Annotated in this window: 31 protein-coding genes and 1 tRNA gene; 18 read left to right on the forward strand and 14 right to left on the reverse strand. The window is 70.7% G+C overall.

What is annotated here, in order from left to right:
- Positions 1–4: 4 nt before the first annotated feature.
- Entirely contained in the window at positions 5–736 is a 732-nt protein-coding gene (locus VM780_RS14040; protein ID WP_325448356.1) for an RNA pseudouridine synthase, read from the reverse strand.
- On the opposite strand from VM780_RS14040, the gene VM780_RS14045 reads away from it, so the two are divergent.
- From VM780_RS14045 to VM780_RS14055, 3 genes are all read left to right on the forward strand, one after another.
- Positions 735–1,079: a putative quinol monooxygenase gene (locus VM780_RS14045; protein WP_325448358.1), complete on the forward strand. Its 345-nt coding sequence runs from the start codon at positions 735–737 to the stop codon at positions 1,077–1,079. The two genes, VM780_RS14040 and VM780_RS14045, sit on opposite strands and share 2 nt — an antisense overlap.
- Positions 1,080–1,101: 22 nt before the next feature.
- Entirely contained in the window at positions 1,102–2,019 is a 918-nt protein-coding gene (locus tag VM780_RS14050) for a glucokinase (RefSeq protein WP_325448360.1), read from the forward strand.
- Between the two features lie 304 nt (positions 2,020–2,323).
- The gene (locus VM780_RS14055) at positions 2,324–2,632 is read left to right on the forward strand and encodes a hypothetical protein (protein WP_325448362.1); all 309 of its coding nucleotides are present in this window, start codon (positions 2,324–2,326) and stop codon (positions 2,630–2,632) included.
- A 39-nt stretch (positions 2,633–2,671) separates the two neighbouring features.
- Here VM780_RS14055 and VM780_RS14060 read toward each other — a convergent pair whose 3' ends face one another.
- Positions 2,672–3,454 carry a 3-hydroxybutyrate dehydrogenase gene (locus VM780_RS14060; protein WP_325448364.1) on the reverse strand — a complete coding sequence of 261 codons (783 nt, stop codon included), beginning with the start codon at positions 3,452–3,454 and terminating at the stop codon, positions 2,672–2,674.
- Between the two features lie 125 nt (positions 3,455–3,579).
- Here VM780_RS14060 and VM780_RS14065 point away from each other — a divergent pair, with 125 nt between their 5' ends.
- Positions 3,580–4,122, forward strand: a complete 543-nt coding sequence (locus VM780_RS14065; RefSeq protein WP_325448366.1) for a transcriptional repressor — start codon at positions 3,580–3,582, stop codon at positions 4,120–4,122.
- Positions 4,106–5,395 (forward strand): flavodoxin-dependent (E)-4-hydroxy-3-methylbut-2-enyl-diphosphate synthase, encoded by a 1,290-nt coding sequence (gene ispG, locus VM780_RS14070; protein WP_325448368.1) that lies wholly within the window; start codon positions 4,106–4,108, stop codon positions 5,393–5,395. The genes VM780_RS14065 and ispG overlap by 17 nt, the downstream gene beginning before the upstream one ends.
- 4 nt (positions 5,396–5,399) lie before the next feature.
- On the opposite strand, the gene VM780_RS14075 is transcribed toward ispG, so the two are convergent.
- Positions 5,400–7,079 (reverse strand): bifunctional diguanylate cyclase/phosphodiesterase, encoded by a 1,680-nt coding sequence (locus tag VM780_RS14075; protein WP_325448369.1) that lies wholly within the window; start codon positions 7,077–7,079, stop codon positions 5,400–5,402.
- Positions 7,080–7,248: 169 nt separating this feature from the next.
- On the opposite strand from VM780_RS14075, the gene VM780_RS14080 reads away from it, so the two are divergent.
- Positions 7,249–7,599: a hypothetical protein gene (locus tag VM780_RS14080; RefSeq protein WP_325448371.1), complete on the forward strand. Its 351-nt coding sequence runs from the start codon at positions 7,249–7,251 to the stop codon at positions 7,597–7,599.
- A gap of 64 nt (positions 7,600–7,663) precedes the next feature.
- Here the strand turns inward: VM780_RS14080 and rpmF are convergent, their stop codons facing one another.
- Both rpmF and mtgA read right to left on the reverse strand, forming a co-directional pair.
- Positions 7,664–7,849 (reverse strand): 50S ribosomal protein L32, encoded by a 186-nt coding sequence (gene rpmF, locus VM780_RS14085; RefSeq protein WP_325448373.1) that lies wholly within the window; start codon positions 7,847–7,849, stop codon positions 7,664–7,666.
- A 135-nt stretch (positions 7,850–7,984) separates the two neighbouring features.
- Positions 7,985–8,650, reverse strand: coding sequence for a monofunctional biosynthetic peptidoglycan transglycosylase (gene mtgA, locus VM780_RS14090; RefSeq protein WP_325448375.1), 666 nt, complete (start codon positions 8,648–8,650; stop codon positions 7,985–7,987).
- A gap of 197 nt (positions 8,651–8,847) precedes the next feature.
- Here mtgA and VM780_RS14095 point away from each other — a divergent pair, with 197 nt between their 5' ends.
- Complete coding sequence (locus tag VM780_RS14095; RefSeq protein ID WP_325448377.1) at positions 8,848–9,771, forward strand: farnesyl diphosphate synthase; 924 nt, start codon at positions 8,848–8,850, stop codon at positions 9,769–9,771.
- Between the two features lies 1 nt (position 9,772).
- On the opposite strand, the gene phaR is transcribed toward VM780_RS14095, so the two are convergent.
- Entirely contained in the window at positions 9,773–10,363 is a 591-nt protein-coding gene (gene phaR, locus VM780_RS14100; protein ID WP_325448379.1) for a polyhydroxyalkanoate synthesis repressor PhaR, read from the reverse strand.
- 184 nt (positions 10,364–10,547) lie between these two features.
- Between phaR and VM780_RS14105 the strand changes: the two genes are divergently transcribed.
- From VM780_RS14105 to VM780_RS14120, 4 genes are all read left to right on the forward strand, one after another.
- Positions 10,548–11,093, forward strand: coding sequence for a hypothetical protein (locus tag VM780_RS14105; RefSeq protein ID WP_325448381.1), 546 nt, complete (start codon positions 10,548–10,550; stop codon positions 11,091–11,093).
- 106 nt (positions 11,094–11,199) lie between these two features.
- A complete protein-coding gene (locus tag VM780_RS14110; protein ID WP_325448383.1) occupies positions 11,200–12,381 on the forward strand; it encodes an acetyl-CoA C-acetyltransferase in 1,182 nt (393 codons plus the stop codon).
- 103 nt (positions 12,382–12,484) lie between these two features.
- A complete protein-coding gene (phbB, locus tag VM780_RS14115; protein WP_325448385.1) occupies positions 12,485–13,207 on the forward strand; it encodes an acetoacetyl-CoA reductase in 723 nt (240 codons plus the stop codon).
- Between the two features lie 59 nt (positions 13,208–13,266).
- Positions 13,267–14,163 (forward strand): DMT family transporter, encoded by an 897-nt coding sequence (locus VM780_RS14120; protein WP_325448387.1) that lies wholly within the window; start codon positions 13,267–13,269, stop codon positions 14,161–14,163.
- Here the strand turns inward: VM780_RS14120 and VM780_RS14125 are convergent.
- Both VM780_RS14125 and gloB read right to left on the reverse strand, forming a co-directional pair.
- Positions 14,152–14,598 (reverse strand): cupin domain-containing protein, encoded by a 447-nt coding sequence (locus tag VM780_RS14125; protein ID WP_325448389.1) that lies wholly within the window; start codon positions 14,596–14,598, stop codon positions 14,152–14,154. The two genes, VM780_RS14120 and VM780_RS14125, sit on opposite strands and share 12 nt — an antisense overlap.
- Positions 14,595–15,362 (reverse strand): hydroxyacylglutathione hydrolase, encoded by a 768-nt coding sequence (gloB, locus tag VM780_RS14130; RefSeq protein WP_325448391.1) that lies wholly within the window; start codon positions 15,360–15,362, stop codon positions 14,595–14,597. The genes VM780_RS14125 and gloB overlap by 4 nt, the downstream gene beginning before the upstream one ends.
- A 115-nt stretch (positions 15,363–15,477) precedes the next feature.
- Between gloB and VM780_RS14135 the strand changes: the two genes are divergently transcribed.
- Complete coding sequence (locus tag VM780_RS14135) at positions 15,478–16,239, forward strand: methyltransferase domain-containing protein (RefSeq protein WP_325448393.1); 762 nt, start codon at positions 15,478–15,480, stop codon at positions 16,237–16,239.
- Here the strand turns inward: VM780_RS14135 and metW are convergent.
- The gene (gene metW / locus VM780_RS14140) at positions 16,226–16,879 is read right to left on the reverse strand and encodes a methionine biosynthesis protein MetW (protein WP_325448395.1); all 654 of its coding nucleotides are present in this window, start codon (positions 16,877–16,879) and stop codon (positions 16,226–16,228) included. The two genes, VM780_RS14135 and metW, sit on opposite strands and share 14 nt — an antisense overlap.
- Positions 16,880–17,003: 124 nt before the next feature.
- Positions 17,004–17,077, reverse strand: a tRNA-Gly gene (locus VM780_RS14145).
- Positions 17,078–17,241: 164 nt separating this feature from the next.
- Between VM780_RS14145 and VM780_RS14150 the strand changes: the two genes are divergently transcribed.
- Positions 17,242–17,424 (forward strand): hypothetical protein, encoded by a 183-nt coding sequence (locus tag VM780_RS14150; RefSeq protein ID WP_325448397.1) that lies wholly within the window; start codon positions 17,242–17,244, stop codon positions 17,422–17,424.
- A 13-nt stretch (positions 17,425–17,437) separates the two neighbouring features.
- Positions 17,438–18,028, forward strand: coding sequence for an SCO family protein (locus VM780_RS14155; RefSeq protein WP_325448399.1), 591 nt, complete (start codon positions 17,438–17,440; stop codon positions 18,026–18,028).
- Here the strand turns inward: VM780_RS14155 and VM780_RS14160 are convergent.
- Positions 18,019–19,971 (reverse strand): glycosyltransferase family 2 protein, encoded by a 1,953-nt coding sequence (locus tag VM780_RS14160; protein WP_325448401.1) that lies wholly within the window; start codon positions 19,969–19,971, stop codon positions 18,019–18,021. The two genes, VM780_RS14155 and VM780_RS14160, sit on opposite strands and share 10 nt — an antisense overlap.
- Before the next feature lie 163 nt (positions 19,972–20,134).
- Between VM780_RS14160 and VM780_RS14165 the strand changes: the two genes are divergently transcribed.
- The 3 genes from VM780_RS14165 (at position 20,135) to VM780_RS14175 (ending at position 23,002) form a co-directional block, all read left to right on the forward strand.
- On the forward strand, positions 20,135–20,947 hold the full coding sequence (locus VM780_RS14165; RefSeq protein ID WP_325448403.1) for a transporter substrate-binding domain-containing protein: 813 nt from the start codon (positions 20,135–20,137) through the stop codon (positions 20,945–20,947).
- A gap of 70 nt (positions 20,948–21,017) precedes the next feature.
- Positions 21,018–22,691 (forward strand): lysine--tRNA ligase, encoded by a 1,674-nt coding sequence (locus VM780_RS14170; RefSeq protein ID WP_325448803.1) that lies wholly within the window; start codon positions 21,018–21,020, stop codon positions 22,689–22,691.
- A complete protein-coding gene (locus VM780_RS14175; RefSeq protein WP_325448405.1) occupies positions 22,688–23,002 on the forward strand; it encodes a DUF6460 domain-containing protein in 315 nt (104 codons plus the stop codon). The genes VM780_RS14170 and VM780_RS14175 overlap by 4 nt, the downstream gene beginning before the upstream one ends.
- A gap of 4 nt (positions 23,003–23,006) precedes the next feature.
- On the opposite strand, the gene VM780_RS14180 is transcribed toward VM780_RS14175, so the two are convergent.
- Entirely contained in the window at positions 23,007–24,095 is a 1,089-nt protein-coding gene (locus VM780_RS14180) for a quinone-dependent dihydroorotate dehydrogenase (RefSeq protein ID WP_325448407.1), read from the reverse strand.
- Positions 24,092–24,439 carry a DUF952 domain-containing protein gene (locus VM780_RS14185; protein ID WP_325448409.1) on the reverse strand — a complete coding sequence of 116 codons (348 nt, stop codon included), beginning with the start codon at positions 24,437–24,439 and terminating at the stop codon, positions 24,092–24,094. The genes VM780_RS14180 and VM780_RS14185 overlap by 4 nt, the downstream gene beginning before the upstream one ends.
- 205 nt (positions 24,440–24,644) lie before the next feature.
- Here VM780_RS14185 and VM780_RS14190 point away from each other — a divergent pair, with 205 nt between their 5' ends.
- A complete protein-coding gene (locus tag VM780_RS14190) occupies positions 24,645–25,274 on the forward strand; it encodes a helix-turn-helix transcriptional regulator (RefSeq protein WP_325448411.1) in 630 nt (209 codons plus the stop codon).
- A gap of 6 nt (positions 25,275–25,280) precedes the next feature.
- Here the strand turns inward: VM780_RS14190 and VM780_RS14195 are convergent, their stop codons facing one another.
- Positions 25,281–26,027 (reverse strand): phosphocholine cytidylyltransferase family protein, encoded by a 747-nt coding sequence (locus tag VM780_RS14195; RefSeq protein ID WP_325448413.1) that lies wholly within the window; start codon positions 26,025–26,027, stop codon positions 25,281–25,283.
- Between the last annotated feature and the right edge of the window lie 85 nt (positions 26,028–26,112).

Raw genomic sequence — 26,112 nt, forward strand, 5'->3', positions numbered from 1 at the left:
GCGGTCAGGACGCTTCGTCCACGGAGGAGGCGCGGGGCGCCGGCGCCTGCCAGTCGAGCGCCGCGAAGGTCGCCGCCATGTGGGGCGGGAGCGGCGCTTCGGCCTCGATCGGCGGCCGGCTCTCGCGCATCGGCACTGACACCGCCCGGGCGTGAAGGTGCAGCGGCGGACCGCCCTGCGGCGCGGCGCCATAGATCGGATCGCCGAGCAGCGGCATGCCGACATGGGCGGCGTGGGCGCGGATCTGATGGGTGCGGCCGGTCAGCGGCGTAAACGCGATCCAGGCGAGCCCGGCGCCGCGCGCCATCACCTTCCATTCCGTGACCGAGGGAAGGCCCGCGGGATCGACCGCCATCCACCAGCCGCGATTGGGGTTGCGCTTGGCGAGCGGCGCGTCGATGCGGCCCTGGTCGGCCTCCGGCGCGCCCTGCACGACCGCCCAGTAGGTCTTCCCGATGCGCCCTGAGGAGAACAGCTTGCCGAGGCGCGCCAGCGCCTTGCGGTGCCGCCCGAGCACCAGACAGCCGCTGGTGTCCTTGTCGAGCCGGTGCGCGAGCGCGGGGTCGCGCGGCAGCCCGAAGCGCAGCGCGCCGAAGCTCGCCTCGAGATTCGGGCCGCCTTTCGGGCCGGCATGGACCGGGACCCCGGCCGGCTTGTCGAGGATGAGCATCAGGCCGTCGCGGTGAAGCACCCGGGAGGCGATGGCGTCGGGAGACAGGATTGAGGGATCGAGCATGGAACTCTGCGGCGGCGCCCGGTATGGGCGGACGGCGGGGCCGCACTATGTCGCGGCCATGAAGTTGGTTTCCACCGTTTTCGAGGTCGCGCCGGAACATGCGGGCGCCTTCAGGGCGGCGGTGTTCGCGAATGCGAACGCCGTGGAGCGCAATGATCCGGGCTGCCGCGGGGTCGCGATCGCGGAAGACCCGTCGACGCCGGGCTTCTTCCTGACCTCCGCGCTGTATGAGAGCGAGGCCGCCGCATCCGCCCGGCATGCGACAGAAGCCGGGCGCGCCTTCGAGGAGGCCGTCAAACCCTATGTGAGGCGGCAGCGCGTGCGCCTGCTCGACCTTGGCTGAGGCGCCCCGACCGGATCTGCTGGTGGGCGACATCGGCGGCACAAACAGCCGCTTCGGCCTCATCTGCGCCGGCGAGCTGCGGCCGCGCTCGGTCGAGACCGCGCCCGACGAAGCCTATCCTGCGTTCGAAGACGCCGTTGCGGCCTATCTGCACAAGACCAGCGAGAAGCCCCGCCGAGCGGCGTTTGCGGTCGCCGGGCCGGTGCGGAACGGCGCCGCTCACCTCACCAACCGCGACTGGACGATCGACGCCGCCGCGCTGTCGCGCCGCTTCGGCTTTGCGGCGGTGAAGGTGATCAACGACTTCGTGGCGCAGGCCGCCTCGCTGCCGCATCTCGCGCCGGACGAGTTGCGCCGCATCGGCGGCCCCGAGCCTCGGCCTGAGGCCGTGAAGGCCGCGGTCGGGCCTGGCACCGGCCTCGGCGTCGCCGCTCTGCTGCGGGTCGGCGGCACATGGCTGCCGGTCGCGAGCGAGGGCGGCCATGTCGAACTCGCGGCGGTGGGGGAGCGCGAAGACGCGGCGTTCGCGGCGATCCGGCGGGAGCACGGCCGGGTGTCGGCCGAACATGTGCTGTCCGGACCCGGACTGGCGCGTCTTCATCGCGCGCTGCATGGCGGCGCGGCGATTTCGGCGGCGGCGGTGTCCGAAGGCGCCGCGCGCAATGATCCCGCGGCGCTCGAGACGATCGAGATCTTTCTCCGAATCCTCGCCCGGTTCGCCGGCGACGTCGCCCTGACGTTCGGCGCCGGCGGGGTCTATTTCTGCGGCGGCGTGCTGCCGAAGCTTATCGGCTTCGTGGATACGGGCGCGTTCCGGTCGAGCTTCGAGGCGAAGGGCCCGCATCGCGGGATGATGCGCGAAACCGCCACGCTGCTCGTGACCTCTCCGGTCGCCGGACTGGTCGGCTGCGCCGCGCTGGCGGAAGCGCGCGGGCGCTGAACAGCGCTCCGGCGGCGATTAACCACTCAAGTAAATCGTGGCCATTTCGGTCAAATTCGAGTCGAATTCGTTTGAACGGCCGGCGGCTGTGCTTCTACATCTGGGCCGCCGATCTTGCGCAGCGTCTAATCATCTGGCGCTGCGGACAGATACGGTTCCGGTCAGCCATTCCCGCCGGAGCCGGGCGAGGCGGCGGTCGAACAGACCCCGCCTCGCATTTCCGGACGTCCGGTGATGATTCGGAGGAACACAGCGCCGTTCCGGAAGTTGATCCCATGTCAAATCAGTCCGCATGGGAGACGTTATGAAGTTCAACAAGCGATGGACCGTTGCGCTGACCGCCACAATGCTGGCGGCTGCCCCGGCGGCAGGCTGGGCTCAGCCCAATTCGAGCGACTCCACGAAGCCGTCGCCGAGCGACAGCAAGGCCAGCACGGGCGATATGGGCGCCTCCGGCTCGAGCGGAACGAGCTCGTCGGGCGCCGGCGCGACAGGCGCGGGCGCGGAGCCGATGGCCGGCCAGGCGCCGTCTTCCAAGTCGAGCGGCAATCCTTCGGCGGATAAGCTGCGCGGCCACACCGAGGCCCCGGCGGGCGACCTGAAGCCGCGCTGACCGATTCTCCTGGGGACGCGCAGGTTGCGCGCTCTCGCCTCAGGCGGCGGTCCAGCCGCCGTCCATCGTGAGCAGCGCGCCGGTGATCTGCGCCGCTGCGTCGGAGCACAGGAAGACGGCGAGCGCCGCCACCTGATCGGGCGTAACGAATTCCTTGGTCGGCTGCGCCGCAAGCAGCACGTCGCGCTTGACCTCTTCCTCTGTCATGCCGCGCGCCTTCATTGTGTCGGGGATCTGCCGCTCGACCAGCGGCGTCCACACATAGCCCGGGCAGATCGCGTTCACGGTGATCTTCTGCTGCGCCACTTCGAGCGCGCAGGACTTGGTGAACCCAGCAATGCCGTGCTTGGCCGCCACATAGGCCGACTTGAAGGGCGACGCCACAAGCGCGTGCGCCGAGGCCGTGTTGACGACGCGGCCCCAGCCCTTCCGCTTCATGCCCGGCAGCGCCGCCTTGGTGGCGTGGAACGCGGCGGACAGATTGATCGCGATGATCTGATCCCACTTGTCTTCGGGAAATTCGTCGACCGGCGAGACGTGCTGGATGCCGGCGTTGTTCACCAGGATGTCGACCGCCCCGAAGCGCTCTTCGGCAGCCCGGATCATTCTGGCGATCTCCTGCGGCTTCAGCATGTCCGCACCGTCATGCGCCACGGCATGGCCATGCTCCGCCTCGATCGAGGAACGGATCTGCTCGATCTCGGCCTTGTCGCCGAAGCCGTTGATCACGACGTTAGCGCCGGCCTTGGCCAGCGCGCGGGCGATGGCGAGCCCGATCCCGCTGGTGGAGCCGGTGACGACGGCGGTCTTGTCCTGCAACATTGTGAGGCCTTTCGGGAATGGCGCGGGTCCTGCCGCGGCTAAGCTGGCGCGCTGCGGGCCGATGCGCAATGTGAGCCGCCGCGGTGACGCGACGCGCGGCGCTTCGTGCTAAGAGATCGGTCGAGATGACGCACCCCGAGACCGCCGCCGGACGTCCCTTCGCCGAGCCGGGGCACAACCATCACGCTTGCGCGCGCGAAGTCCTGCAGCGCGCCGAGCGGCTGTGCGCGGAGCGCGGGGCGCGCTTGACCGACATCCGCCGCCGCGTGCTGGAGGCGCTCGCGGCCGACCACGCGCCGGCCGGAGCCTATGAGGTGATCGAGCGGCTGTCGCGGCCCGGCGAGCGGCCGCCTGCGCCGATCACAGTGTATCGCGCGCTCGATTTCCTTCAGGAGCAGGGCTTCGTGCACCGGATCGAGAGCCGCAACGCTTTCGTGGCGTGCAGCCATGATCACGGCGCGACCGGCGACGCGCCGGTGGTGTTCCTGATCTGCGAGGATTGCGGGGCCGTCGGCGAAGCGACGACGCAGGCCTTCGCGAACGCGCTGCAGGGCCTCGCCCGGGCGTCCGGTTTTCGCCCGCGCGCGCCGGTGATCGAGGTCTCCGGCGAATGCGCCCATTGTCGCGCCAAGCTCAAGCTGAGAAGTCCCGATGCCGCTGACGCCTGATCATTCGTCCGCGCCGGTGGATTGTCCCGCCGCGCTCGCCGCGCGCCGCGCGTCGCGGCCTGTGCTGGTGGGCGACGTCACGGTCGGCGGCGGCGCGCCGATCGTGGTGCAGTCGATGACCAACACCGACACCGCCGACATCGCCGGGACGGTCGCGCAGGTCGCCGCGCTGGCGCGCGCCGGCTCGGAGCTCGTCCGCATCACGGTCGATCGCGCGGAGGCCGCGGCCGCCGTGCCGCACATCCGCGACGAGCTCGCCCGGCGCGGCGTGAACGTGCCGCTGGTCGGCGACTTCCATTACATCGGCCATACCCTGCTGGCCGAGCATCCGGCCTGCGCCGAGGCGCTCGCCAAATACCGGATCAACCCCGGCAATGTCGGCTTCGGGGCCAAGAAGGACCGGCACTTCGCGCAGATCATCGAGATCGCCGCGCGCAACGGCAAGCCGGTCCGGATCGGCGGCAATTGGGGTTCGCTCGACGGCGAACTGCTCACCCGGCTGATGGACGAGAACGCCGCCGCCCCGCGCCCGAAGGACGCCCGCGAGGTGACGCGCGAGGCGCTGATCCGTTCGGTGCTGCTGTCCGCCGCGCGCGCCGAGGAGCTCGGCCTGCCGCGCGAGAAGATCATCCTGTCCGCCAAGGTCTCGGCCGTGCAGGACCTGATCGCCGTCTATGCGGAGCTCGCGCGCCGCGCCGATTACGCGCTGCATCTGGGCCTCACCGAGGCCGGAATGGGCTCGAAGGGGATCGTGGCCTCCTCCGCTGCGCTCGGCGTGCTGCTGCAGCAGGGCGTCGGCGACACGATACGGGTTTCGCTCACGCCGGAGCCGGGCGGCGACCGCACGGTGGAGGTCAAGGTCGCGCAGGAAATCCTGCAGACGATGGGCTTCCGCACCTTCGTGCCGCTGGTGGCGGCCTGTCCGGGCTGCGGCCGGACCACCTCGACCGTGTTCCAAGAGCTCGCCCGCGAGGTCCAGGACCACATCGTCGCCCGCATGCCGGAGTGGAAGACGCTCTATCCCGGGGCCGAGACGCTCAACGTCGCCGTCATGGGCTGCATCGTGAACGGGCCGGGCGAGTCGAAGCACGCCGACATCGGCATCTCGCTGCCTGGCACCGGCGAGAGCCCGACCGCGCCGGTGTTCGTCGACGGCAAGAAGGTCGCGACGCTGCGCGGGCCGGGCTTGGTCGCCGAGTTCAAGGCGATGGTGGAAGACTATGTCGCCCGCCGGTTCGGCGGCGGCGCGGCCGGGCGCGACGCCGCGGAATGACGGCTCAGGCGAGCTCCGCGGCCGCCAGCAGTTCGCCCTGCAGGTAGGTCGCGCCCCATTCCGTCAGCATCTCGGCGGCCGCGCGGGTCTCGACCTGCTCGGCGACCGTTTCGAAGCCGAGCTCGCGCGCGAGCGCCAGAAGCGCGCGCACGAAGGCGCCTGACCGCGGGTCGTTCTGCAGATCGCGCACGAAGGTGCCGTCGATCTTGACGAGGTCGACCGCGAGCTCGCGCAGCGCCCTGAATGAGGTGTGGCCGGCGCCGAAATCGTCGATCGCGACCTTGACCCCGCGGGCGTGGAGCTCCGTCACGAAAGCGGCCGTGACGCCGAGATCGGCGATCGCCGCCGTCTCCGTGACCTCCACCATCAGGCGGTCCGCCAGATCCGGCCGCATCGCCAGCCAGGAGGACAGCGCCTCGAGCCAACTTTCATCCGCGGTCGTCGCCGCCGAGACGTTCACCGCGACGCGCGCCTCGGGCAGGCTCGCAAGATGCGCGGCCGCGAGGTCGAGCGCGCGGCGGTCGAGCATGTGGATCAGCCCGACCTCCTCGGCGGCGCTCGCGAGCGGCCCGCCCGAAAAGACTTCGCCGTCCTCCGCGACGACGCGCACCAGCGCTTCGCTCCAGACGTGCTCGCGCGTCGTGGCGCGGAACACCGGCTGGAAGGCGAGCCGCACCCGTCGCTCGTTGAGCGCCGTGACGAGCTGGTCGGCGAGCCGCATATGGGTGCGGCGGGCGGCCTCGCGCTCGGGATCGGGCGCGTAGACGTGGATCCCGGTCGGGAGCGCGAAGGCGCGCGCAAGCGCGGCGCGCGCCTTCGCGACGAACTCGTTGACGTCGCGCGCGTGCCGGGGCGCGACCACGCCGCCGATCGCCATCCGGACCGACACCGGGCCCGCCGGGGTGACGATCGGCTCGTCATGGACCGCGGCCGCGAGCCGCCGCAGCACCACGTCGAGCTCGGCGCGGTCGCACTCCTGCAGCACGAGGCCGAAGGTCGAGGTCGAGAACCGTCCGAGCGTGTCGCCGCCGCGCATCGCCAGCCTGAAACGGCGGGCGACCTCCACCACCGCGAGGTCGCCGACGTCATAGCCGTAGGATTCGTTGATCGCGCCGAGATTGGAGAGCGAGGCGAGCACCAGGCAGCAGGCGGTCTGCATCCGCAGAGTGGCCGAAAGCGTCGCCCCCGCGACCTCCAGCAGCCGGGCGCGGGAGAGCTGGCCGGTCAGCGGGTCAAAGCGGGCGAGCGTCGCGGCGTTGTGGGCGTGCTCGTAATGCGCCCCGAGCCTGCGCACGACCCCGACGACGCGGGCGGGGCGACCCTCGGGACCGGCGTACCAGCGGCCGCGATCCTGCACCCAGAGCCGCTTGGCGCGGCCGCCGGGGGCGAGCGGATATTCGACCTCGAACGGAACGCCGTCGCCGCGATCCGCGGCGCTCGCGCCGAACACCGCCTCGCGCCTCGTGGTCAGCGCGTCCGGATCGAACAGCGCCGCGAACCGGGTCGCGGTCTCGAGCGGCGTCGCCGGCGGGAGCCCGAGGACCTCATGGGCGGCCGCCGTCCAGTCGAGCCGGTCGCTCTCGACGTCCCACACATAGGCGGCCTCGCCGACCGCGGTCAGCAGATCCTCGAGCGGCGAACCCTGGCTGAGGCCCGGCTGAGCGGTGGTTCGGGCTTGCGCCATCCCGGCTGGTTCCACGCGCAGATGTGGACGACGAATCAGTGCTCTGGACTCTACTCACAAAAACTCTAGCTTCGTAAGCGCAGATGGCCGCTTGGGCGCCGGAGATACTTGGTTAATGGTCCGTATTGCGCCCCGAGCATAGAAAATCCACGAGCGGGACAGCACTGCGATGCTGATGTTGCCTCCCATCCAAAGATCGGGCGCCGCCGCGCGGGGGCGGGCGAAGCCCGAAAAGGCGAAAAAAGCCGAGGCGGCGCCGCGAGCCGAAACGCCGCGCGTCGAGCCGGCGGACGAGAGCGCCGCGGCGAACGGGCCGACCGAGCAGCCGCAGAAGGCCGACGCCCGGCGCGGCGGCCGAAGCTGGGCGGGACGTAGCTACGCGCCGCTCGTGGCGCAGCTGATCGCCGGCGCGCTCGGAGTGGGGCAGACGCGCGTCCGCCGGCGGGCCGCCGTGGCCGAAGCGCTCGCCGCCTATAGCTGGCCGCGCGACCGGCCGAAGCGCGACCGCGGCGTCGCCTGACAGGCGGAAACGCAAAAGGCCGGCGCAAGGCCGGCCTTTTGTCAGAAACGAGATCTGCGAGGCGTCAGGCTTCCGCCTTCGGCGTCAGAATCTGCCGGCCGCGATACATGCCGGTCTTCAGGTCGAGGTGGTGCGGACGGCGCAGCTCGCCGGAGTCCTTGTCCTCGATGTAAGTGGGCGACTTGAGCGCGTCCGCGGAGCGCCGGTGGCCGCGCTTCATCGGGGACGTCTTTCGCTTCGGAACGGCCATTTCGCAAACTCCGTCAATTCGGGTGCGCGGCCTGTTCGGCGCGCAGAAAAGCGGGCGGAGCTCAGTCGCCGCCTCGTCGGGCGGGCTTATAGCGGCATCCCGGCCGGAACGCCAGCAGGAATCAGGCCGCCCGTCTCACTTGAGGCAGGCGGTCAGCGCGCCGGCCGCGCGGGCGCGGCTCGCCACGATCGCCGCGTGGACGCGCGCCTGGCGGCTCGGGCGGCGGGCGTCGCGCAGCACGGGGTTCGGCAGCGCCGCCGCTAGCAGCGCCGCCTGTTGCGGGGTGATCGCCTTCACGTCCCGGCCGAAGGCGCGCCGCGCGGCGGCCTGGGCGCCGAAGATTCCGTCTGGCCCCCACTCGGCCACGTTGAGATAAACCTCCATCACCCGGCGCTTGCTCCAGACGAGGTCGATCCAGTGCGCCAGCACGATCTCGATCGGCTTCCGCGCGTAGGCGCCGCCCTGCCACAGGAACAGGTTCTTGGCGACCTGCATCGCGATGGTCGACGCGCCGCGCCCGGGCCCTGACTCGCCGCCCGACTTCAAGACGTCGCGGATTGCGCCCCAGTCGACGCCATGGTGTTGGCAGAAGCGGGCGTCCTCAGAGACGAGCACCGCCCGTGGCAGCGCCGGCGAAATCTGGTCGAGCGGCGTCCAGACGCGCTCCACGGGCCGCCCCATAGCCCAGCGCGCGAGCATCAGCGTGGAGACCGGCGGGACGATCGCATAGAGCGGCGCCAGCACGACCGGAAGCGCCATGAGCGCGATCAGCACGCGGATCACGATGGCGACCGCCGACATCCTCGGCCGAAGCCTCTGACCGGGCGCGGTCCGCGCCAAGAACGCCATCGACTGCTTTCCTCCCCCGGTCGCGCGGCGCGGGCAATCTAGCAGACGGCTCCGGCTAAGCCACGCGCCGGACGCGGCGCGGCCGGCTTGACGCGCCCGCCATGGTCGGGCAGCGCAAGCGGCGAAGCGCGCCCTGCCGGAAACCGTTCATGCCGCAGCCCTCCTTTGAAGAACTCCGCGCCGACGTCGCGCGCCGGATCGAGGAGGGGCTCGACGAAATTCTGTCGCCAAAGGCCCAACCCGGCGAAGCCGCCCGTCCACCGCGGCTGGTCGAGGCGATGCGCTACGTCATGCTCGGGGGCGGCAAGCGGCTGCGTCCCGCGCTGCTCGTCGGGGCGGCGCGGATGTTCGGCGCGGAGGGCGACGGGCCGCTCGCAGCCGGCCTCGCGATCGAATGCGTCCACGGCTACAGCCTGGCGCATGACGACCTGCCGGCGATGGACGATGACGATCTTCGTCGCGGGCGGCCGACCGCGCATCGCGCATTCGACGAGGCGACCGCGATCCTGGCGGGGGACGCCCTGCAGACCATCGCGTTCGAGACGCTTGCGGGCGAGCGGGTCCACGCCGACGCCGCCGTGCGGGTGGAGCTTGTCCTCACGCTCGCGCGGGCGGCGGGTCTCGGCGGCATGGCGGGCGGGCAGATGCTCGACCTCGCGGCCGAGGGCCGGTTCGACGGCGCGGACGTGCGGTCCGAGGCGGACATCCGGCGGATGCAGGCGATGAAGACGGGCGCGCTGATCGAGGCCGCCATCGAGATGGGCGCGATTCTGGGCGGCGCGAGCCCTGCCGCGCGCGACGCGCTGCGTCGCTACGCACGTGCGCTCGGGGCCGCGTTTCAGGTGGCGGACGACCTGCTCGACGCCGAAGGCGCGACCGGAACCGTTGGCAAGAAGACTGGGAAGGACGCGGCGGCCGGCAAGGCGACGCTGGTCGCGGTCCACGGCGTCGACGGCGCGAGGCGGCGGCTGGAGGCGCTCACGGCCGAGGCGATCGGCGCCCTGGAGACATTCGGCGAGGCGGCCGAGCCGCTGCGTTGCGCTGCGCGCTTCGTCGCCGCACGGGACAGCTGAGCTAGTTCTTGGCGGGCGCCATCTTGTCGAGACGCGCGCGCATCTCGGCCATCTCGCGCCGCAGCGTGTCGAGGTCGCCGGCCCCGGCCTCACGCGGCGCCGGCTGGGCTGCCGCGGGCGCCTCAGGCGCCGCCTCGCCGCTCGCCGGGAATACGGAGAACATGCGGAAGGCGCGTTCCATCATGGCGACGTTGGTGCGCATCTGCTCCTCGACGGCGGACTGGAACGAGCCCGCGCCAAAGGTCTTCATGGTTTCGCGCATCTTGTCCTGGTCGCGGGTTAGCGCGCCCATGGACAGTTCAAGATATTTCGGCACGAAGCTCTGGACGCTGTCGCCATAGAACCGGATCAACTGCCGCAGGAAGGTGATCGGCAGCAGGTTCTGCCCCTTGTTCTCCTGCTCGAAGATGATCTGCGTCAGCACCTGGTGCGTTATGTCATCGTTCGTCTTGGCGTCGACGACCTGAAAATCCTCGCCCCGCTTCACCATCGCGGCCAGATCTTCGAGAGTGACGTAGGTGCTGGTCCCGGTGTTGTAGAGCCGACGATTGGCGTATTTCTTGATCGTGATCGCGTTGTTGGTGCTCGACATGTCGCGCTGATCTCTGGCCGGCGAGGGTTTCATTGTTCGTTCTTCCGCGGCGCGATAGCCGCCTGAGCGGCCACGAGAAGCGGAACGATAAGGCGAAACCAGCAGACCGGCCAGATTTTTGTGCAGTGCAGAGTAGAACCTTAGACGGATGATGAGCATGCGATCAGACTGCGAAGGTAGCCCGGTGGTCCGGCGGGTTCGGCCGGCAGGCGCGGCGCTCGCCGGCGCTCTGCTGCTGTTCGGCCCGGCGGCGGCGAAAGCGGCGGCGGGGCTCGACCTGAAGCCGAGCACCTATACGCGCCACGACTACAAGAAGTGCCCCGCGGCGCCTGCCTCGGGCGAGGGGCCGGGTGCGCGGATGTGCCTCGGCGTCGCGAACGTGCCGGTGGTCTGGAGTTCGGACGGCGCCTCGGCGGCGCTGTGGTTCGGGCGCAAGCCGCTCAAGGAGAGCCTCAATCTCGGGACGGTGTTCCGGCCCGACGCGAGCGTCGAGTGGCGCGCGACGCCGGCTTCGCTGGGCCGGCCGGTGGCTGCGATCGTGCGCTACCGGGTGGGCGAACGCGCCGGCGCGCTCCCGGCGAGCCGCGTGGTGGTCTATCGTCTGGAAACCTCCGGCGCCGGCTGCGTGATGGCCGTGCTGCCGTCCGGAGACGCGAAGAAGGCGCGCGATCTCGCGGACGAGAAGGCGAGCGGTTTTCGCTGCGGATCCAGCCGCCGGCTCGGCGGATAAGCCTTTCTTCCAACTCCGAAGGTCGTCTTGACGCTCTTCCGACCCCCGTCCCATTAACCAGCGACATTCGCGGCCGTCGTGGCGGCCCGTCGATCAGGAGACTTCCATGGCAGACACCGACGTCGTCATCGTTGGAGCCGCGCGCACCCCGGTCGGCGCCTTCAACGGCGGCCTCTCCTCGCTGCCGGCGCACGAGCTCGGCAAGGTGGCGATCCAGGCGGCGCTCGAGCGCGCCGGCGTCGACGCCGGCGAGGTGTCGGAGACCATCCTCGGCCAGGTGCTGACCGCGGCGCAGGGGCAGAACCCGGCCCGCCAGGCGTCGATCGCGGCCGGCATCCCGATCGGCGCGTCGGCCTGGGGCATCAATCAGGTGTGCGGTTCGGGGCTCCGCGCCGTCGCGCTCGCCGCGCAGGCGATCCGCAACGGCGACAGCGACATCGTGGTCGCCGGCGGCCAGGAAAGCATGAGCCAGTCGGCCCACGCCGCGCATATGCGCTCCGGCACCAAGATGGGCGACGTCAAGTTCATCGACACGATGATCAAGGACGGCCTGTGGGACGCCTTCAACGGCTACCACATGGGCACCACCGCCGAGAACGTCGCCGAGAAGTGGCAGATCACCCGCGAGCAGCAGGACCAGTTCGCCGTGGCCTCCCAGAACAAGGCCGAGGCCGCGCAGAAGGAGGGCCGCTTCAAGGACGAGATCGCGCCGGTGACGATCTCCGGCAGGAAGGGCGACACGATCGTCGACCAGGACGAGTACATCCGCCATGGCGCGACGCTCGACTCGGTGGCGAAGCTCCGCCCGGCCTTCTCCAAGGACGGCACGGTCACGGCCGGCAACGCGTCGGGCATCAATGACGGCGCGGCTGCGCTGGTGGTGACCTCCGCCTCCCGCGCCTCCTCCAAGGGCCTGAAGCCGCTCGCCCGCATCGTCAGCTGGGCGCAGGCGGGCGTCGATCCCGCGCTGATGGGTTCCGGGCCGATCCCGGCCTCGCGCCGCGCGCTCGAGAAGGCGGGCTGGTCGATCGGCGATCTCGATCTGATCGAGGCCAATGAGGCGTTCGCCGCCCAGGCCTGCGCGGTCAACAAGGATCTCGGCTGGGACACCGGCAAGGTCAACGTCAATGGCGGCGCGATCGCGATCGGGCACCCGATCGGGGCCTCCGGCGCGCGCGTGCTGACCACGCTGATCTACGAGATGATCCGCCGCGACGCCAAGAAGGGGCTCGCGACGCTCTGCATCGGCGGCGGCATGGGCATCGCCATGTGCGTCGCTCGGGACTGACGTCTCTACGGTCCTGGAACTTCAAGCTGCAACGGCAGGCAGGGCGGGGCGCGGTCGTCCCGGCCGCGGGGCGCTTGCGCCCTGATCTCGACGGGAGGACGAAATGGCGCGCACTGCGCTCGTGACTGGCGGAACCCGCGGCATCGGCGAGGCGATCTCGATCGCGCTCAAGAAGGCCGGCTACAACGTGGCCGCGACCTATGCCGGCAATGACGAGAAGGCCCAGGCCTTCAAGGCTGCGCATGGCGTCGCCGTCTACAAGTGGGACGTCGGCGACCCGGAGGCCTGCGCCGCGGGCGTCGCCAAGGTCGAGGCCGAACTGGGTCCGGTCGACGTGCTGGTGAACAACGCCGGCATCACGCGCGACGGCATGTTCCACAAGATGACGTTCGACCAGTGGCGCGACGTGATGCGCACCAATCTCGACTCGATGTTCACGATGACCAAGCCGGTGATCGACGGCATGCGCGAGCGCGGCTTCGGCCGCATCATCAACATCACCTCGATCAACGGCCAGAAGGGCCAGATGGGCCAGGCGAACTACTCCGCCGCCAAGGCCGGCGTGATCGGCTTCACCAAGGCGCTGGCGCAGGAAAACGCCAAGAAGGGCATCACGGTGAACGCCATCGCGCCTGGCTACATCGCCACCGAGATGGTGATGGCGGTGCCGGAGAAGGTGCGCGACTCGATCATCGCCACGATTCCGGTCGGGCGGCTCGGCGAGGCCGACGAGATCGCCGACGCGGTGCTGTATCTGGCGGGCGAGAAGGCCGGCTTCGTCACCGGCTCGACGCTGACGATCAATGGCGGCCAATACATCGCCTGACCGCGACTGGGCGCACGGGTCGCGATGACGGCGAGGGCATGGCGGTCTAGGAACGCGCCATGCCCTCCGCCCGCGCCACCGCCATCGGCTTCGTCGCCATCCTGCTGTGGTCGACGCTCGCGCTGCTCACCGCCGCGACCGGCGCGACGCCGCCCTTCCTGCTGACGGCGCTCACCTTCGCGATCGCGGGCGCGGCCGGACTTGCGGTCGCGGCGTGCCGCCCAGGCGGGCTCGCAAAGCTGCGCCAGCCATGGCCGGTCTGGCTGCATGGCGTCGGCGGGCTGTTCGGGTTCCACTTCTTCTACTTCACCGCCCTGCGGCTCAGCCCGCCGGCGGAGGCGAGCCTTGTCGCCTATCTGTGGCCGCTGCTGATCGTGCTGTTCTCGGCCGCGCTGCCCGGGGAGCGGCTGGCGCCGCGCCATGCGCTGGGCGCGCTCTGCGGCCTCGCCGGAGCGGCGCTGCTGATCGGCGGGCGCGGCGCCGGACTGGCCTTCGGCGGCGCTCACCTTATAGGCTACGGCGCCGCGCTCGCCTGCGCGGTGATCTGGGCCGCCTATTCGGTCACCGGCCGGCTGCTTGCGCACGTGCCCACCCAGGCGCTCTCCGGCTTCTGCCTCGCCACCGCGGCGCTCGCTTGCCTCTGCCACGTCGCTCTGGAGCCGACGGTCTGGCCCGCAAGCACGGGCGAATGGCTGGCGGTGACGGCGCTCGGCCTCGGGCCGGTCGGGCTCGCCTTCTTCGCCTGGGACGTCGGGATGAAGCACGGCGACGTGCGGCTCCTGGGCGTCGCGGCCTACGCCGCCCCGCTGCTCTCCACGCTCCTGCTGGTGGCGTTCGGCTATGCGGCGCCGAGCCGCGCGCTGGCGCTGGGCTGCGGCCTCATCGTCGGCGGCGCGCTGCTCGCGACGCTTCGACGGCCACGCCGCAGAAGCTCCCGAGGACCGTCAGCCGCCTGACGGCCGCCACTCCGGCGGCGCGAGCTCGAAGCCCGCGAAATCGAAGCCCGGCGCGACTGTGCAGCCGACCAGCGTCCAGCGCCCGAGCGGCTCGGCGGCCTGCCACCAGCCGGTCGGGACCACGAGCTGCGGCGCCTCGCCGGCGATGACGTCGGGCCCGAGCCGGGCGACCTGCGTCGCGCCGCCGTCGGCCGACAGGCTGAGCGCCAGCGCGTCGCCCGCGTAGAAGTGCCAGATCTCGATGGCGTCGACCCGGTGCCAGGCGGATCGCTCGCCGGCCGCGAGCAGGAAGTAGATCGCCGTCGAGCGGCTGCGGCCGTCCGCGTCCGTTGCCGGATCCCGGAAGGTCTCCCGGAAATGGCCGCCCTCGGGATGGGGCTTGAGGTCGAGCAGCCGCACGACCTCATCGGCCGAGAGGCCGTCGAGCGCGCTCACGCGCGGTTTTTCCGCTCGCGCAGTTCGGCGAAGGCCGCGACCGGGTCGCCGGACGGCAGGCCGAGCGCCGCCGCGACCTTGTCTTCGCCGGCCCTGAGGAAGACGTTGGTCGCCTTCTCGGCGCCGATCGTGGTCGGGACTGTCGGCCGGCCGGCGGCGCGCTGAGCCTCGACCTTCTTCAGCCGTTCGGCGATCGCCGCGTCGTCCGGGAGGACGGAGGCGCAGAACCGCGCGTTCGACGCGGTGTATTCGTGGCCGCACCAGACAGTGGTGTCGCTCGGCAGTCGGGCGATCTTGGACAGCGAATCCCACATCGCCGCCGGCGTGTCCTCGAACAACCGCCCGCAGCCCATGACGAACAGCGTATCGCCGGCGAACAGCCACTTCTCTGTCGGCTCGTGGAAAACCACGTGGCCCTTGGTGTGGCCCGGCGTCGCGATGGTCTCGAAGCGCCACGGGCCGACCTCGGCGACGTCGCCCTCGGCGAGCGTCCTGTCGAGGCCGGGGATCGAAGCCGCCTCCGCCGCCGGGCCGAGCGCCGTGGCGCCGAACCGGCTCTTCAGCTCGGCGAGCCCCGCGATGTGGTCGTTGTGCTTGTGGGTGATCAGGATGTGGCTGAGCCCCCAGCCGCGGCTCTCGAGCGCCTCTGCGATCGGCGCGGTCTCGGGCGCATCGATCAGCGCGACCGTGTCGCTCGCGGGGTCGCGCAGCAGGACCGCGTAATTGTCGGACAGGCAGGGGATCAGGACGATCTCGGCAGGCATGACGTCTCCAGTTCGGACGGGCGCTCAAGCTATAGGCGACCGCCTCGCGGTCAAGCTTACGAGATCGCCGAAGCCGCGAGTCGAATGAAGCGCAAGGGCCGGGTACAAGAAGAGCATGGCCTTGGACATTCTCGATCTTCGCGACTTCTACAGCCGGCCGCTCGGCGAGCTCGCGCGCCGCATCCTGCGCGGCAAGCTGCGGTCCCGCTGGAGCGACGTGCGCGGCCTGCGCGTGCTCGGGATCGGTTTCGCGACGCCCTTCGTGGGGGTGTTTCGGGAGGATGCGGAGCGCGTGCTGGCGTTTTCGCCGTCGCAGCAGGGGGTGGCGGGTTGGCCGCTCGACCGGCTGAACGCCGCGGGCCTGGTCGACGACGAGATGTGGCCGCTGCCGGACGCCGCGGTCGACCGGATCGTTGCGGTCCATGCGCTCGAGACCTGCGGCAGCGCCACGGAGTTCCTCAACGAAGCGTGGCGCTGCCTCGCCCCGGGCGGGCGGCTGATCGCGATCGTTCCGAACCGCCGCGGGGCCTGGGCGAAGATGGACACAACGCCGTTCGGCCACGGCCGGCCGTTCAGCCGCAGTCAGCTTACCGAGCTGCTGCGCGAGGCGCTGTTCGCGCCCGAGGGATGGGACGAGGCGCTGTTCATGCCGCCGGTCGAGCGCGGGCTGGTGTTCCGGTCCGCTGTGCCGCTGGAGCGTCTGGGCTCGCGGCTATGGGCGCCGTTCGCAGGCGTTCACATCGTCGAGGCGAGCAAGCAGGCGGTGCGGCCGCTGCCGGTCCGCTCCACGCGGCGCGTGGCGCCCGCGCGGATTTTGCGGCCAGCGCCGATCGGGGTTCCGGCGCCTGCGCCGCATCGCGACGTCACTTCCGGCTGAGCAGGAACACGCCCTGTGCGCCGAACAGGTTCCAGAACCACCACGGCGCGTTGACGGGCGCAGGGCGGCCGGTGGCGTTGAGCGCGACCGCCCGCTCCATGCGCGCGCCCAACAGGTCCACGAGATCGACGAAGTCACGGATCGTGCAGAGGTGGATGTTCGGCGTCTCGTACCAGGGGTCCGGCAGATTGGCCGTCTGCGGCATCCGGCCCTCGAGCAGGAACTGCATCCGGACCCGCCAGTGGCCGAAATTCGGGAATGACACGATCGCGCGGCGGCCGATGCGCAGCAGGTCCTCGACCACCGCCTTTGGCCGCCGCGTGGCCTGCAGCGTCTGCGACAGGATGACGTAGTCGAAGGCGTCGTCCGGGTAATGCGCGAGGTCGGCGTCCGCGTCGCCTTGGACGACCGAAAGCCCATGCGCCACGGAGGCGTTGACGCCGGATTGCGAGATCTCGATGCCGCGGCCGTCGACGCCGCGCCGCGCGATCAGCAGCCGCAGCAGCGCGCCGTCGCCGCAGCCGACGTCGAGCACGCGCGATCCCGGCTGCACCATCTCGGCGACCAGCAGATGATCCGGGCGCGGCGCCGCCGCGAGCGTTTCGGCTGGTACGGGGGAGGCGGCGTCGAGAACAGTCATCGGGCCTTCACATGCGGCGAACGCGCCGCGCCTGAACGTCTGGCCGTCCGATACGCCATCCTGCCGAAGCCGGCAAAGCGCGCAGCCGGAAGATGGCGGCGCAGCAGCGATGATCGGGAGGAACTGGAGCGGGCGAAGGGAATCGAACCCTCGTATGCAGCTTGGGAAGCTGCCGTTCTACCATTGAACTACGCCCGCGGCCGCGAGACCATAAGATGCGCTGCGGCCGCGGACAAGCGTCCGCTGCAGCGTCTTGGCGGCCGGAACGCAGGGTCGTGATCGGACCCGCGGAGACCGCACGTCGACGCCGGCCCGACAGAAGCGTAGGAAGCGCCGGCGGGAGGCCGCAGTCGAGGAGCCGCATGAGCGGGCGTCAGGTTCAGCCAGACAGCGGCGCTGCGGGACCGCGGCTTGCGACGGTCTCGTGGATCGCAGCGGGCCTCGGCGCAGCCATGCTGGCCGTCGGGGGTGCCGCCCTGTGGGCTTCGGAAGGCGCTTCGGTCTTCATGCAGGCCGCCTTCGCCGCGCTCGCTGCGTGCTTCTGACGGAGTTTGGGTCATGTCCCCTCGAACCGCTTTTTTCGCCGGCGCGATCGTGTTCGCGCTCGGGGCCGCCGGTCTCGCGGCCGCGCTGCTGCATCTCCAGGGCGAGAGTCAGACGGCGACGCAGGCGTCCTCGGTCGGCGGACCGTTCATCCTCGTGGACCAGGACGGGCAGGCGGTCACAGAGGCGGACATGAAGGGCAAGCCGCACCTCGTGTTCTTCGGCTTCACCCACTGCCCCGACGTGTGCCCCACCTCGCTCTACGAGATGACCCAGGCGCTCAACGCGCTGGGCGCGGACGCCGAGAAGACCGAGGCGTTCTTCGTCACGGTCGACCCGGCGCGCGACACCCCCGAGGCGATGAAAGGCTATCTCAAAAGCTTCTCGCCCCGCATCCGCGGCCTGACGGGCACGCAGGAGCAGGTCGACGGGATGGTGAAGGCCTACAAGGTCTATGCGCGAAAGCAGCCGCTCGAGGGCGGCGACTACACGATGGACCACACCGCGGTGGTCTATCTGATGGACCGCAACGGGAACTTCGTGGCGCCGCTCAATCTGAAGCGCTCCCCGGAAGAGGTCGCGGCCGAGATCCGTCGCTACATCTGAGGCGGCGTCGCTCGACGCCGGGAGACGCCATGGGTCGTCTTCTCCCAGTGGCTCGTTCGGGCGGTGGCGATCTGGTAGAGCGCCCGCCACGCCGCGGCGCCGACCAGCAGCCAATAGAACGGCATGGTGATCAGGTCGCGGACGAGCGCCGAGGGCCCCCGGCGATCGATCCCCATCCAGCCGCACGCCAGGCCAGCCGAATAGCCGACGATCAGATTGGTCACGTGCAGGCCGGTGAAGGCCGCGCCCGCCAGGCTCTCGGCGGGCGCGAGCAGAGACCCGTCCAGCCCGCGCCACAGGATCAGCGCCAGCACCCAGGGGTAGGCGAGCGCGGTCGCCGCCACGCCGCCGATCAGCATCTGCGCCGCCGCGAAGCTCAGCGGATCGAGCCGCCGCGCGAGCCCGGGCAGGTCGCGGCCATGCACCGCCGCCGTGACGATGAAGCCCTTGATCCAGCGGGTCCGCTGCTTGAGCCACGGCCACAGCCGGACCGGAGCCTCCTCCCAGGTGGTGGAGTCGATCGTGCGCGTCGTCCAGCCGAGCCTGGCGAGCCGGAGGCCGAGGTCAGCGTCCTCGGTGACATTGCCCGGGTCCCAGCCGCCCACCGAGCGCAGCGCCGCCGTCCGGAAGTGGTTTGAGGTTCCGCCGAGCGCGATCGGCAGGCCGAGCGTCGCGAGCGCCGGCAGCACGACGTCGAACAGCGCGGCGTATTCGATGGCGAACTGCCGCGCGAGCCAGCCATCCGCGAGATTGTCGATCGCGAGCCGCGCCTGCACGCAGGCGAGATTCGCCGGGCCGCGCCGGAATGCATCCACCGCGACGCGGAGCTGGTCGCGGTCCGGCCTGTCCTCGGCGTCGAACACGGTCAGGAACTGGCCGCGGGCGCCGAGCAGGCCGGCGTTGAGCGCCCGCGGCTTGGTCTTCGGGCCGCCCGGCGGCAGGACGAGCACCTCGATCCCGGGCCGCGGCGGCCGCGCCGCGAGCGCGCCTAGCGTCTCTGCGTCGCCCTGCTCGATCAGCAGCTTGATGTCGAGCTTCGCCGGCGGATAGTCGAGCCGTTCAAGCGCGTCGAGCAGTCCCGGCACGACCGCCGCCTCCCTGGCGAGCGCCACCAGCACCGTATAGGTCGGAAGATCGCGGTCCTCGCCGCGCCGCAGAGGCTGGCCGTCGCTTGCGGGCGTGCATGCGAGCCACAGCCGGAAGCCGTTGAGCGTCCCGAACAGCAGGCCGGCCGTTCCGATCGCCGCAAGCCCCACGGAGTCGAACCAGAATGCGGCCAGCGCGACGGCGAACGCCGCCGCGCATGCCGCGTAGCGCAGCGGTCGCGGAACGACGGGCAGCCGCGCCACGCTCAGCTCCGGGAACAACGCCGCCGGCCCCTCGCAGGCCCGCTCGGCGAGCGCCGGACCGGCGCGCGCGGTCAGCAGGTCCGCGAAGGCCTGGGCGCCAGCCAGCGCGACGTTGATCTCGCGTCCGCGGCCACGCGCCAGAAGCGCCAGCCGCCCCACCCGCTCTCCGCGCGCGGCAACGATCAGGCGGGTCCGGCCGTCCGCGGTCGCCGACCGAAGCGCCCCGCTGCGGAGCGCGAGCGCCCATGTGTCGGCGTCGATCGGCCCGCCGGCGAAGTCCTCCGGCTGGACGACGTCGACGCCGATGCTCGCGGCGAGCGTCGCCACCAGGGAATCTTCCGAGACGCCGCAGGACGCGGCGAGCGCGTCGAACGGCGCGACGCCTGCCCGCTCGGCCTCCGCAAGGGCGTTCATCAGAGGGCCAGGCGGAAAACCGGTCGCCGCGAGCGCCGCGAGTTCGGGCGGCAGCGGGCGCGAATCCGGGTGCCGACGCGTCTCCGGGCCGCGTCCGGCATGCCGCGCAGGCGGCCAACCGAAGCGCGCGCCCTCTGCGCGCTCCCCGCTCTCCTGAGCCGGACCGATATACAAGCTCACGCGAGCCTCGCCCCCGAGCGCGCGCAACGGCGCCGCATGCACGCCAAGCCAAGGCCAAAAGTGTAGAATCGCGTCGGGCGAGGAGTCGAGTCGGATGCAACCTCTAGGTGTTTTCGCGTATGTCCTGGCTGGCGCGCTGGCCGTCGCGGCGGCAGCGGGGTCGTTGGCGTCGCCCGCGCGCGCCGCGCCTCCCACCTCCGCGCAGGCGCCTGCCGTCGCCATCCCGCGCTTTTCCGATCCGAACGCGCGGATCGAGGGTCCGGACCTGCCCGCAGGCCGCGTCGTGAGGTGGGCGACGGGAGACGATTATCCGCCGTTCCACTACATCGACGCCGACGGGCAGCCGGCCGGCTTCGCCGTCGACCTCGCGCGCGCGGTCTGCAGCGAGCTCAAGATCGCCTGCACCCTGCAGGCATGGCGGTGGGACACGCTGCTCGACACGATCGACAAGCGCCAGGCGGACGTCATCCTGGCGATGGTCCGGCCGACGCCCGAGCTCCGCTCGCGCTTCGCGATGTCGGGCCGGGTGCATCAGACGCCGGCCCGCTTCGTGGCGCGCAGCGACAAGGCGCCCGCGGAGGTCACGCCGGAGGCGCTCGCCGGCCGCGTCGTCGCGGTCGTGGAGGGTTCGGCCCACGAAGCTTTCCTCAAGGCGTTCTTCCCGAAGGCGAAGCTCAAGCCGTTCGACAAGACCGACGCCGCGCGCGCGGCGGTCAAGGACGGCGAGGCGGACCTTGCGTTCGGCGACGCGGTTTCGCTCGCCTTCTGGCTGAACGGCACGTCGTCGGCCGGCTGCTGCCGCTTCGTCGGCGGGCCTTATGTGGATGCGCGTTATTTTGGCGAGGGCGTCGGCGTCCTGCTCAAGCCCGGCGATGAAAAACTCAGGCAGGCGATCGACTACGCGCTGCAGCGCCTGGACGAATCTGGCGCCTATGCGGAGATCTATCTCAAGCACTTCCCCATCGGGATCTGGTGAGCGCGCCTCATTGACGCCTCGCGGAAGCCGTTCTTAACGTGCGCGCCCTTTCGACCGGACCCGCATGCAGATGACGATCGCCGATCCCGCAGCTCTCGCCGAACTCGCCCGCTCCTCGAACGCCTGGCCGTTCGAGGAGGCGAAGAAGCTCGTCGAGCGGCTGAAGAAGCGGCCGAAGGACGGGCCGGTGCTGTTCGAGACCGGTTACGGCCCGTCGGGCCTGCCGCATATCGGCACCTTCGGCGAGGTCGCCCGCACCACCATGGTCCGGAACGCCTTCCGGGCGCTCACCGAGGATAAGGTGCCGACCCGGCTGCTGTGCTTCTCGGACGACATGGACGGCCTGCGCAAGGTGCCGGACAACGTCCCGAACCAGGAGCTGCTGCGCGCCAATCTCGGCAAGCCGCTGACCGAGGTGCCGGACCCGTTCGGAAGCCCCGAGGGTTCCTTCGGCGCCGCCAACAACGCGCGACTGCGCGCGTTCCTGGATCAGTTCGGCTTCGACTACGAGTTCGCCTCCTCGACCGAATACTACCGCGCGGGCCGCTTCGACGAGACGCTGCTGCTGATGCTCGAGCGCTTCGACCGGGTCATGGAGATCATGCTGCCCTCGCTCCGCGAGGAGCGCTCTGCGACCTATTCGCCGTTCCTGCCGATCCATCCGAAGACGCGCGTGGTCATGCAGGTGCCGATCGAGGAGCGGAACGTCGCCGCCGGCACGATCGTGTGGCGCGATCCCGAGACCGGCGAGCGGTTCGAGAGCCCGGTGACGGGCGGCCACGTAAAGCTGCAGTGGAAGCCCGACTGGGCGATGCGCTGGACCGCGCTCAAGGTCGATTACGAGATGTCCGGGAAGGATCTGATCGACTCGGTTAAGCTCGCCGGCCAGATCTGCCGCGCGCTCGACGGGACGCCGCCGGAAGGCTTCAACTACGAGCTGTTCCTCGACGAGAAGGGACAGAAGATCTCGAAGTCCAAGGGCAACGGCCTGACGATCGACGAGTGGCTCACATATGCGAGCCCCGAGAGCCTGTCGCTTTACATGTTCCAGAAGCCGCGTGAGGCGAAGAAGCTGCACTTCGACGTCATTCCGCGCGCGGTCGACGAGTATTTCCAGTTCCTCGGCGGCTTCAGGCGTCAGGAGCCGAAGCAGCAGCTCGGCAACCCGGTCTGGCACATCCATGGCGGGCGCCCGCCGGCGATCGACATGCCGGTGACATTCGCGCTGCTGCTCAACCTGGTTTCGGCGTCGAACGCCGAGAACCGATCGGTGCTGTGGGGTTTCATCGGCCGCTACGCGCCGGGCGTCAGCCCCGAGACCCATCCGAAGCTCGACGAGCTCGTCGGCTACGCGTTGCGCTACTACGAGGACCACGTGAAGCCGACCAAGCGCTTTTCGGCGCCCGACGAGGTCGAGCGGGAGGCGCTCGAGCGGCTGCGCGACGCGCTTGGGCAGCTCGACGCGGAGCCCACGCCGGAACAGGTCCAGGAGGCGATCTACGACGTCGGCCGGGCCGTGCCGCGCTATCAGGATTTCGCCGCCAAGGGCGCGACGCCCCAGCGACCGGGAGTCTCGCAGGAATGGTTCTCGGCGCTCTACCGGATCCTGATCGGGCAGGAGAAGGGGCCGCGCTTCGGATCCTTCGCCGCGCTCTACGGCGTGGAGGAGACCCGCGCCCTGATCCGCCGCGCGCTCGACGGCGAGCTCGCGCGCTTCGCGGCGCTTGAGGAGCCGGTCACATGATCTTCCGCCGCGACGGGGAGGCAGGACGCATGCGCTATGGATCCGCCGGCCTCGCCCGCGTGTTCGGCGGCTCGCCGATCGGCGTGCTTGTCCGCCTCGCGCTGCTGTGCGTGATCGTCGGGCTCCTGCTCGACCAGCTCGACCTCGACGCTTTCGAGCTGTTTCGCTGGGCGGCCCATGTCGTCCGCGACGCGATCGCAAACAGCGCCGATCTGCTGCGGATGATCGGGCGCTATTTCCTGATCGGCGCGGTGGTGGTCGTGCCGATCTGGATCGTGTTGCGGATCTTCCGCATCGGATCGGGGCGCTAGGCGTTCAGTCGCCCGGCCCCGCCGCGGCGACCGCTGCGGCGTCACGACCGATCAGGGAGGTGAGGCGGCCGCCGTCGCGCGACAGCGTCGCCAGCAGCTCGGCCTTGATCGCCCGGATCAGCCCCGGTCCCTCGAACACCAGCGCGCTGTAGAGCTCGACCAGCGTCGCGCCGGCGCGCAGCTTGGCGAGCGCGTCGGCGCCCGACGCGATCCCGCCGACGCCGATCAGCGGCATCGCGCCCTCCATGCGCCCGAAGGCCTCTGCGAGCATCCAGGTGGAGCGCCGAAACAGCGGCGCGCCCGAGAGACCGCCAGCCTCCTTCGCCGCAGCGTCGCGCAGCGAGGGGGGCCGCGCGAGCGTGGTGTTCGACACGATCAGCCCGTCGAGCCGGCGGGCGCGCGCCACCGCCACGACGTCATCGAGGCCCGCAAGGTCGAGGTCGGGCGCGATCTTCAGCAGAACGGGGCGGCGTCCGGAGGCCGCCGCAGCCTCGTCCCGGGCCGCGATGACGCGGGCGACGACATCGTCGAGCGCCACGCGCCCCTGCAGATCGCGCAGGCCCGGCGTGTTGGGCGACGAGATGTTGACCGTGAAGAAGGCGGCGTAGGGCGCGAAGGTCTTCACGCCTGCGACGTAGTCGGCTGCGCGATCGGTCGAATCCTTGTTGGCGCCGATGTTGACGCCGACGAGACCCGTCCGCCCGGCGCGCGCCGCGAGCCGCCTGCGGGCGGCCTCCGCGCCCTCATTGTTGAACCCCATGCGGTTCACGATGGCGCGGTCCTGCGTCAGCCGGAACAGCCGCGGCCGCGGGTTGCCGGGCTGCGGCCGGGGCGTCACGGAGCCGATCTCCACGAAGCCGAAGCCGAGCGCGAGCAGCGCGTCGGGGGCGCGCGCGTCCTTGTCGAAGCCGGCCGCGAGGCCGACCGGGTTCGGAAAATCCAGCCCGAAGGCGCGGACCGCTAGCCGCGGGTCGTCCGGGCGCGCCGCGCCGCGCGGCAACCGCTCCAGCGCGGCGAGCGTCGCAAGATGCGCGGTCTCGGGTTCGAGCGCGTGCAGCGCCGGGCGCAGCAGCGGCCAGAACGACGCGATCATCGCAACGCCTCCGGGAAGACGTGCAGCCCGTCTGCACCGAGAGGCAGCGGCTTTGTCCAGATCACCGCGGAGAGCGGCAGCTCGCCATAGAGGTGCGGGAACAGAGCGCCGCCCCGGGAGGGCTCCCACTTCAGCGCGGGGCCGAGCGCTTCCGGGTCGACCGCGACGAGCAGCAGGTCAGGCTGCCCGGCGAAGTGCTTCGCCGCGGTCTCGCGCGCCTGTTCGGCCGTCGAGAAATGGATGTAGCCATCGGCGTGGTCGACAGGCGCGCCCGTGAAACGGCCGGCGCGCTCGGCTTCGCCCCACAGGCTCGACGGCGCGATCTTGTAGATTGCTGGGAGCATCGCGGACCCCGGATTCGCCCTTCGCGGCGGCGGGGGGCGGAACACGTTCCGCCGCGGAAACGTTTGTGCGGCGACGCGGGAGCTTTAGGACCGCTCGGATCGCCGGACAAGTCCGCCGCATCGCGAAGGTGGACACGGCGCCGAAAAGGTACTAATTCCTATCGTGTGGGTCTCGCCTCGCGGCGGCAAGGAGACCATCAGGAACATGCTGGGCCACGGCCAGATCTGGGCTGCGATCGACGCCTTGGCGGCGAAGAACGGGTTGTCTGCGTCGGGCCTCGCCCGGAAGTCCGGGCTCGATCCGACGACCTTCAACCGTTCGAAGCGTATCGCGCCGGACGGCCGGCCGCGCTGGCCCTCGACCGAATCGATCGCCAAGGCGCTCGACGCCACGACCACCAGTCTCGACGGCTTTATGAGCCTGCTGGTGGAGGGCTCGCCGCGACTGCGCCAGAACGTCCCGCTGATCGGCCTGGCGCAGGCCGGGCAGGGCGGCTTCTTCGACGACGCCGGGTTTCCGACCGGTCAGGGCTGGGACGAGATCGCGTTCCCGGACGTCGATCGCGAACACGTCTATGCCCTGGAGATCTCCGGCGACTCGATGGCGCCGGCGTTCCGCGAGGGCGACGTGGTGCTGGTCGCGCCGGGCGCGGCCGTCAGGCGCGGCGACCGGGTGATCGTCAAGACGACGGACGGCGAGGTGATGGCCAAGGAGCTCGCCCGACGCACCGCCAAGCAGGTCGAGCTGCGCTCGCTCAACCGCGAGCACCCCGACGTGTCGCTGGCACCGAGCGAAATTGCCTGGATCGCCAGGATCGTCTGGGCGAGCCAGTAACGCGGCTCAGAGGCCGCGCTTCACCCAGCCTTCGGTCATCGCGACGCCGCGGTCGAGGTCGGCCGGGAAGTCCAGCTCGCTCCATTCGAGGCCCTCGATCGAACGCACGCCGACGATGCTGTGGTAGCGGGCGATGCCGTCGATCGCCGAGAGATACCAGCGCTTCAGGCCCTCTTCCGAACGCATCAGGCGCTCGATCTCGGCCACGAAGGCCCGGCAGCCGTCGTCGGTGAACCGGAGGAAACCGATCGATTCGCCGGTGACGAGGTCGTTCGGCAGGGTCTTGCCGATCGCGAGCAGCCGGTCGCCCTGCGTCCGCACCTTCATGTCGTCGGTGTCGTATTCGGCTTTGCGGTCGATCGTGACCGTGATCGGCGCCACGGCCGGGTCGGCCAGCACGCGGCGGGCGATCTCGGGCTCGATCAGCGTGTCGCCGTTCAGGATGAGGAACGGCCCCTTCATCTCGTGCCGGGCGATCCAGCAGCTCGCGAGATTGTCGGCGAGCTCGAAGAACGGGTTGTGCGTCGCCCGCACCGTCACTCCGGGCAGGCGGATGGCCTCGAGCGCCGCCTCGACCTTGCCGGCCTCGAAGCCGGTGACCACGACGATGTCGGTGACGCCCGCCTCCGCAAGCGCGCGGACCTGCCACTCGACCAGCGGGCGGCCCGAGAACGGGATCAGGCACTTCGGCGTCTCCGCCGTGAGCGGAAGCAGTCTGCGGCCCTGGCCTGCGCTCAGAATGATGGCTTTCACGTCGGCGCCTTCCTAAAGCCCGCCTCTGGGGCGGCGAGGCGCGTGCGATAGCGCCATCGCGGCGGCGAGGCAAACCGCCGCAAGC

The sequence above is a fragment of the Hansschlegelia sp. genome (assembly GCF_035538955.1).
GTDB lineage: Bacteria > Pseudomonadota > Alphaproteobacteria > Rhizobiales > Methylopilaceae > Methylopila.

Excerpts from the sequence above, each read along its gene's own strand:
- VM780_RS14045 (WP_325448358.1), top strand. The coding sequence starts at position 735 with ATGGAACTCTGCGGCGGCGCCCGGTATGGGCGGACGGCGGGGCCGCAC.
- VM780_RS14040 (WP_325448356.1), bottom strand. The coding sequence starts at position 736 with ATGCTCGATCCCTCAATCCTGTCTCCCGACGCCATCGCCTCCCGGGTG.
- VM780_RS14055 (WP_325448362.1), top strand. The coding sequence starts at position 2,324 with ATGAAGTTCAACAAGCGATGGACCGTTGCGCTGACCGCCACAATGCTG.
- VM780_RS14060 (WP_325448364.1), bottom strand. The coding sequence starts at position 3,454 with ATGTTGCAGGACAAGACCGCCGTCGTCACCGGCTCCACCAGCGGGATC.
- VM780_RS14065 (WP_325448366.1), top strand. The coding sequence starts at position 3,580 with ATGACGCACCCCGAGACCGCCGCCGGACGTCCCTTCGCCGAGCCGGGG.
- ispG (WP_325448368.1), top strand. The coding sequence starts at position 4,106 with ATGCCGCTGACGCCTGATCATTCGTCCGCGCCGGTGGATTGTCCCGCC.
- VM780_RS14075 (WP_325448369.1), bottom strand. The coding sequence starts at position 7,079 with ATGGCGCAAGCCCGAACCACCGCTCAGCCGGGCCTCAGCCAGGGTTCG.
- VM780_RS14080 (WP_325448371.1), top strand. The coding sequence starts at position 7,249 with ATGCTGATGTTGCCTCCCATCCAAAGATCGGGCGCCGCCGCGCGGGGG.
- rpmF (WP_325448373.1), bottom strand. The coding sequence starts at position 7,849 with ATGGCCGTTCCGAAGCGAAAGACGTCCCCGATGAAGCGCGGCCACCGG.
- mtgA (WP_325448375.1), bottom strand. The coding sequence starts at position 8,650 with ATGTCGGCGGTCGCCATCGTGATCCGCGTGCTGATCGCGCTCATGGCG.
- VM780_RS14095 (WP_325448377.1), top strand. The coding sequence starts at position 8,848 with ATGCCGCAGCCCTCCTTTGAAGAACTCCGCGCCGACGTCGCGCGCCGG.
- phaR (WP_325448379.1), bottom strand. The coding sequence starts at position 10,363 with ATGTCGAGCACCAACAACGCGATCACGATCAAGAAATACGCCAATCGT.
- VM780_RS14110 (WP_325448383.1), top strand. The coding sequence starts at position 11,200 with ATGGCAGACACCGACGTCGTCATCGTTGGAGCCGCGCGCACCCCGGTC.
- phbB (WP_325448385.1), top strand. The coding sequence starts at position 12,485 with ATGGCGCGCACTGCGCTCGTGACTGGCGGAACCCGCGGCATCGGCGAG.
- VM780_RS14120 (WP_325448387.1), top strand. The coding sequence starts at position 13,267 with ATGCCCTCCGCCCGCGCCACCGCCATCGGCTTCGTCGCCATCCTGCTG.
- gloB (WP_325448391.1), bottom strand. The coding sequence starts at position 15,362 with ATGCCTGCCGAGATCGTCCTGATCCCCTGCCTGTCCGACAATTACGCG.
- VM780_RS14135 (WP_325448393.1), top strand. The coding sequence starts at position 15,478 with ATGGCCTTGGACATTCTCGATCTTCGCGACTTCTACAGCCGGCCGCTC.
- metW (WP_325448395.1), bottom strand. The coding sequence starts at position 16,879 with ATGACTGTTCTCGACGCCGCCTCCCCCGTACCAGCCGAAACGCTCGCG.
- VM780_RS14150 (WP_325448397.1), top strand. The coding sequence starts at position 17,242 with ATGAGCGGGCGTCAGGTTCAGCCAGACAGCGGCGCTGCGGGACCGCGG.
- VM780_RS14155 (WP_325448399.1), top strand. The coding sequence starts at position 17,438 with ATGTCCCCTCGAACCGCTTTTTTCGCCGGCGCGATCGTGTTCGCGCTC.
- VM780_RS14170 (WP_325448803.1), top strand. The coding sequence starts at position 21,018 with ATGACGATCGCCGATCCCGCAGCTCTCGCCGAACTCGCCCGCTCCTCG.
- VM780_RS14175 (WP_325448405.1), top strand. The coding sequence starts at position 22,688 with ATGATCTTCCGCCGCGACGGGGAGGCAGGACGCATGCGCTATGGATCC.
- VM780_RS14180 (WP_325448407.1), bottom strand. The coding sequence starts at position 24,095 with ATGATCGCGTCGTTCTGGCCGCTGCTGCGCCCGGCGCTGCACGCGCTC.
- VM780_RS14185 (WP_325448409.1), bottom strand. The coding sequence starts at position 24,439 with ATGCTCCCAGCAATCTACAAGATCGCGCCGTCGAGCCTGTGGGGCGAA.
- VM780_RS14190 (WP_325448411.1), top strand. The coding sequence starts at position 24,645 with ATGCTGGGCCACGGCCAGATCTGGGCTGCGATCGACGCCTTGGCGGCG.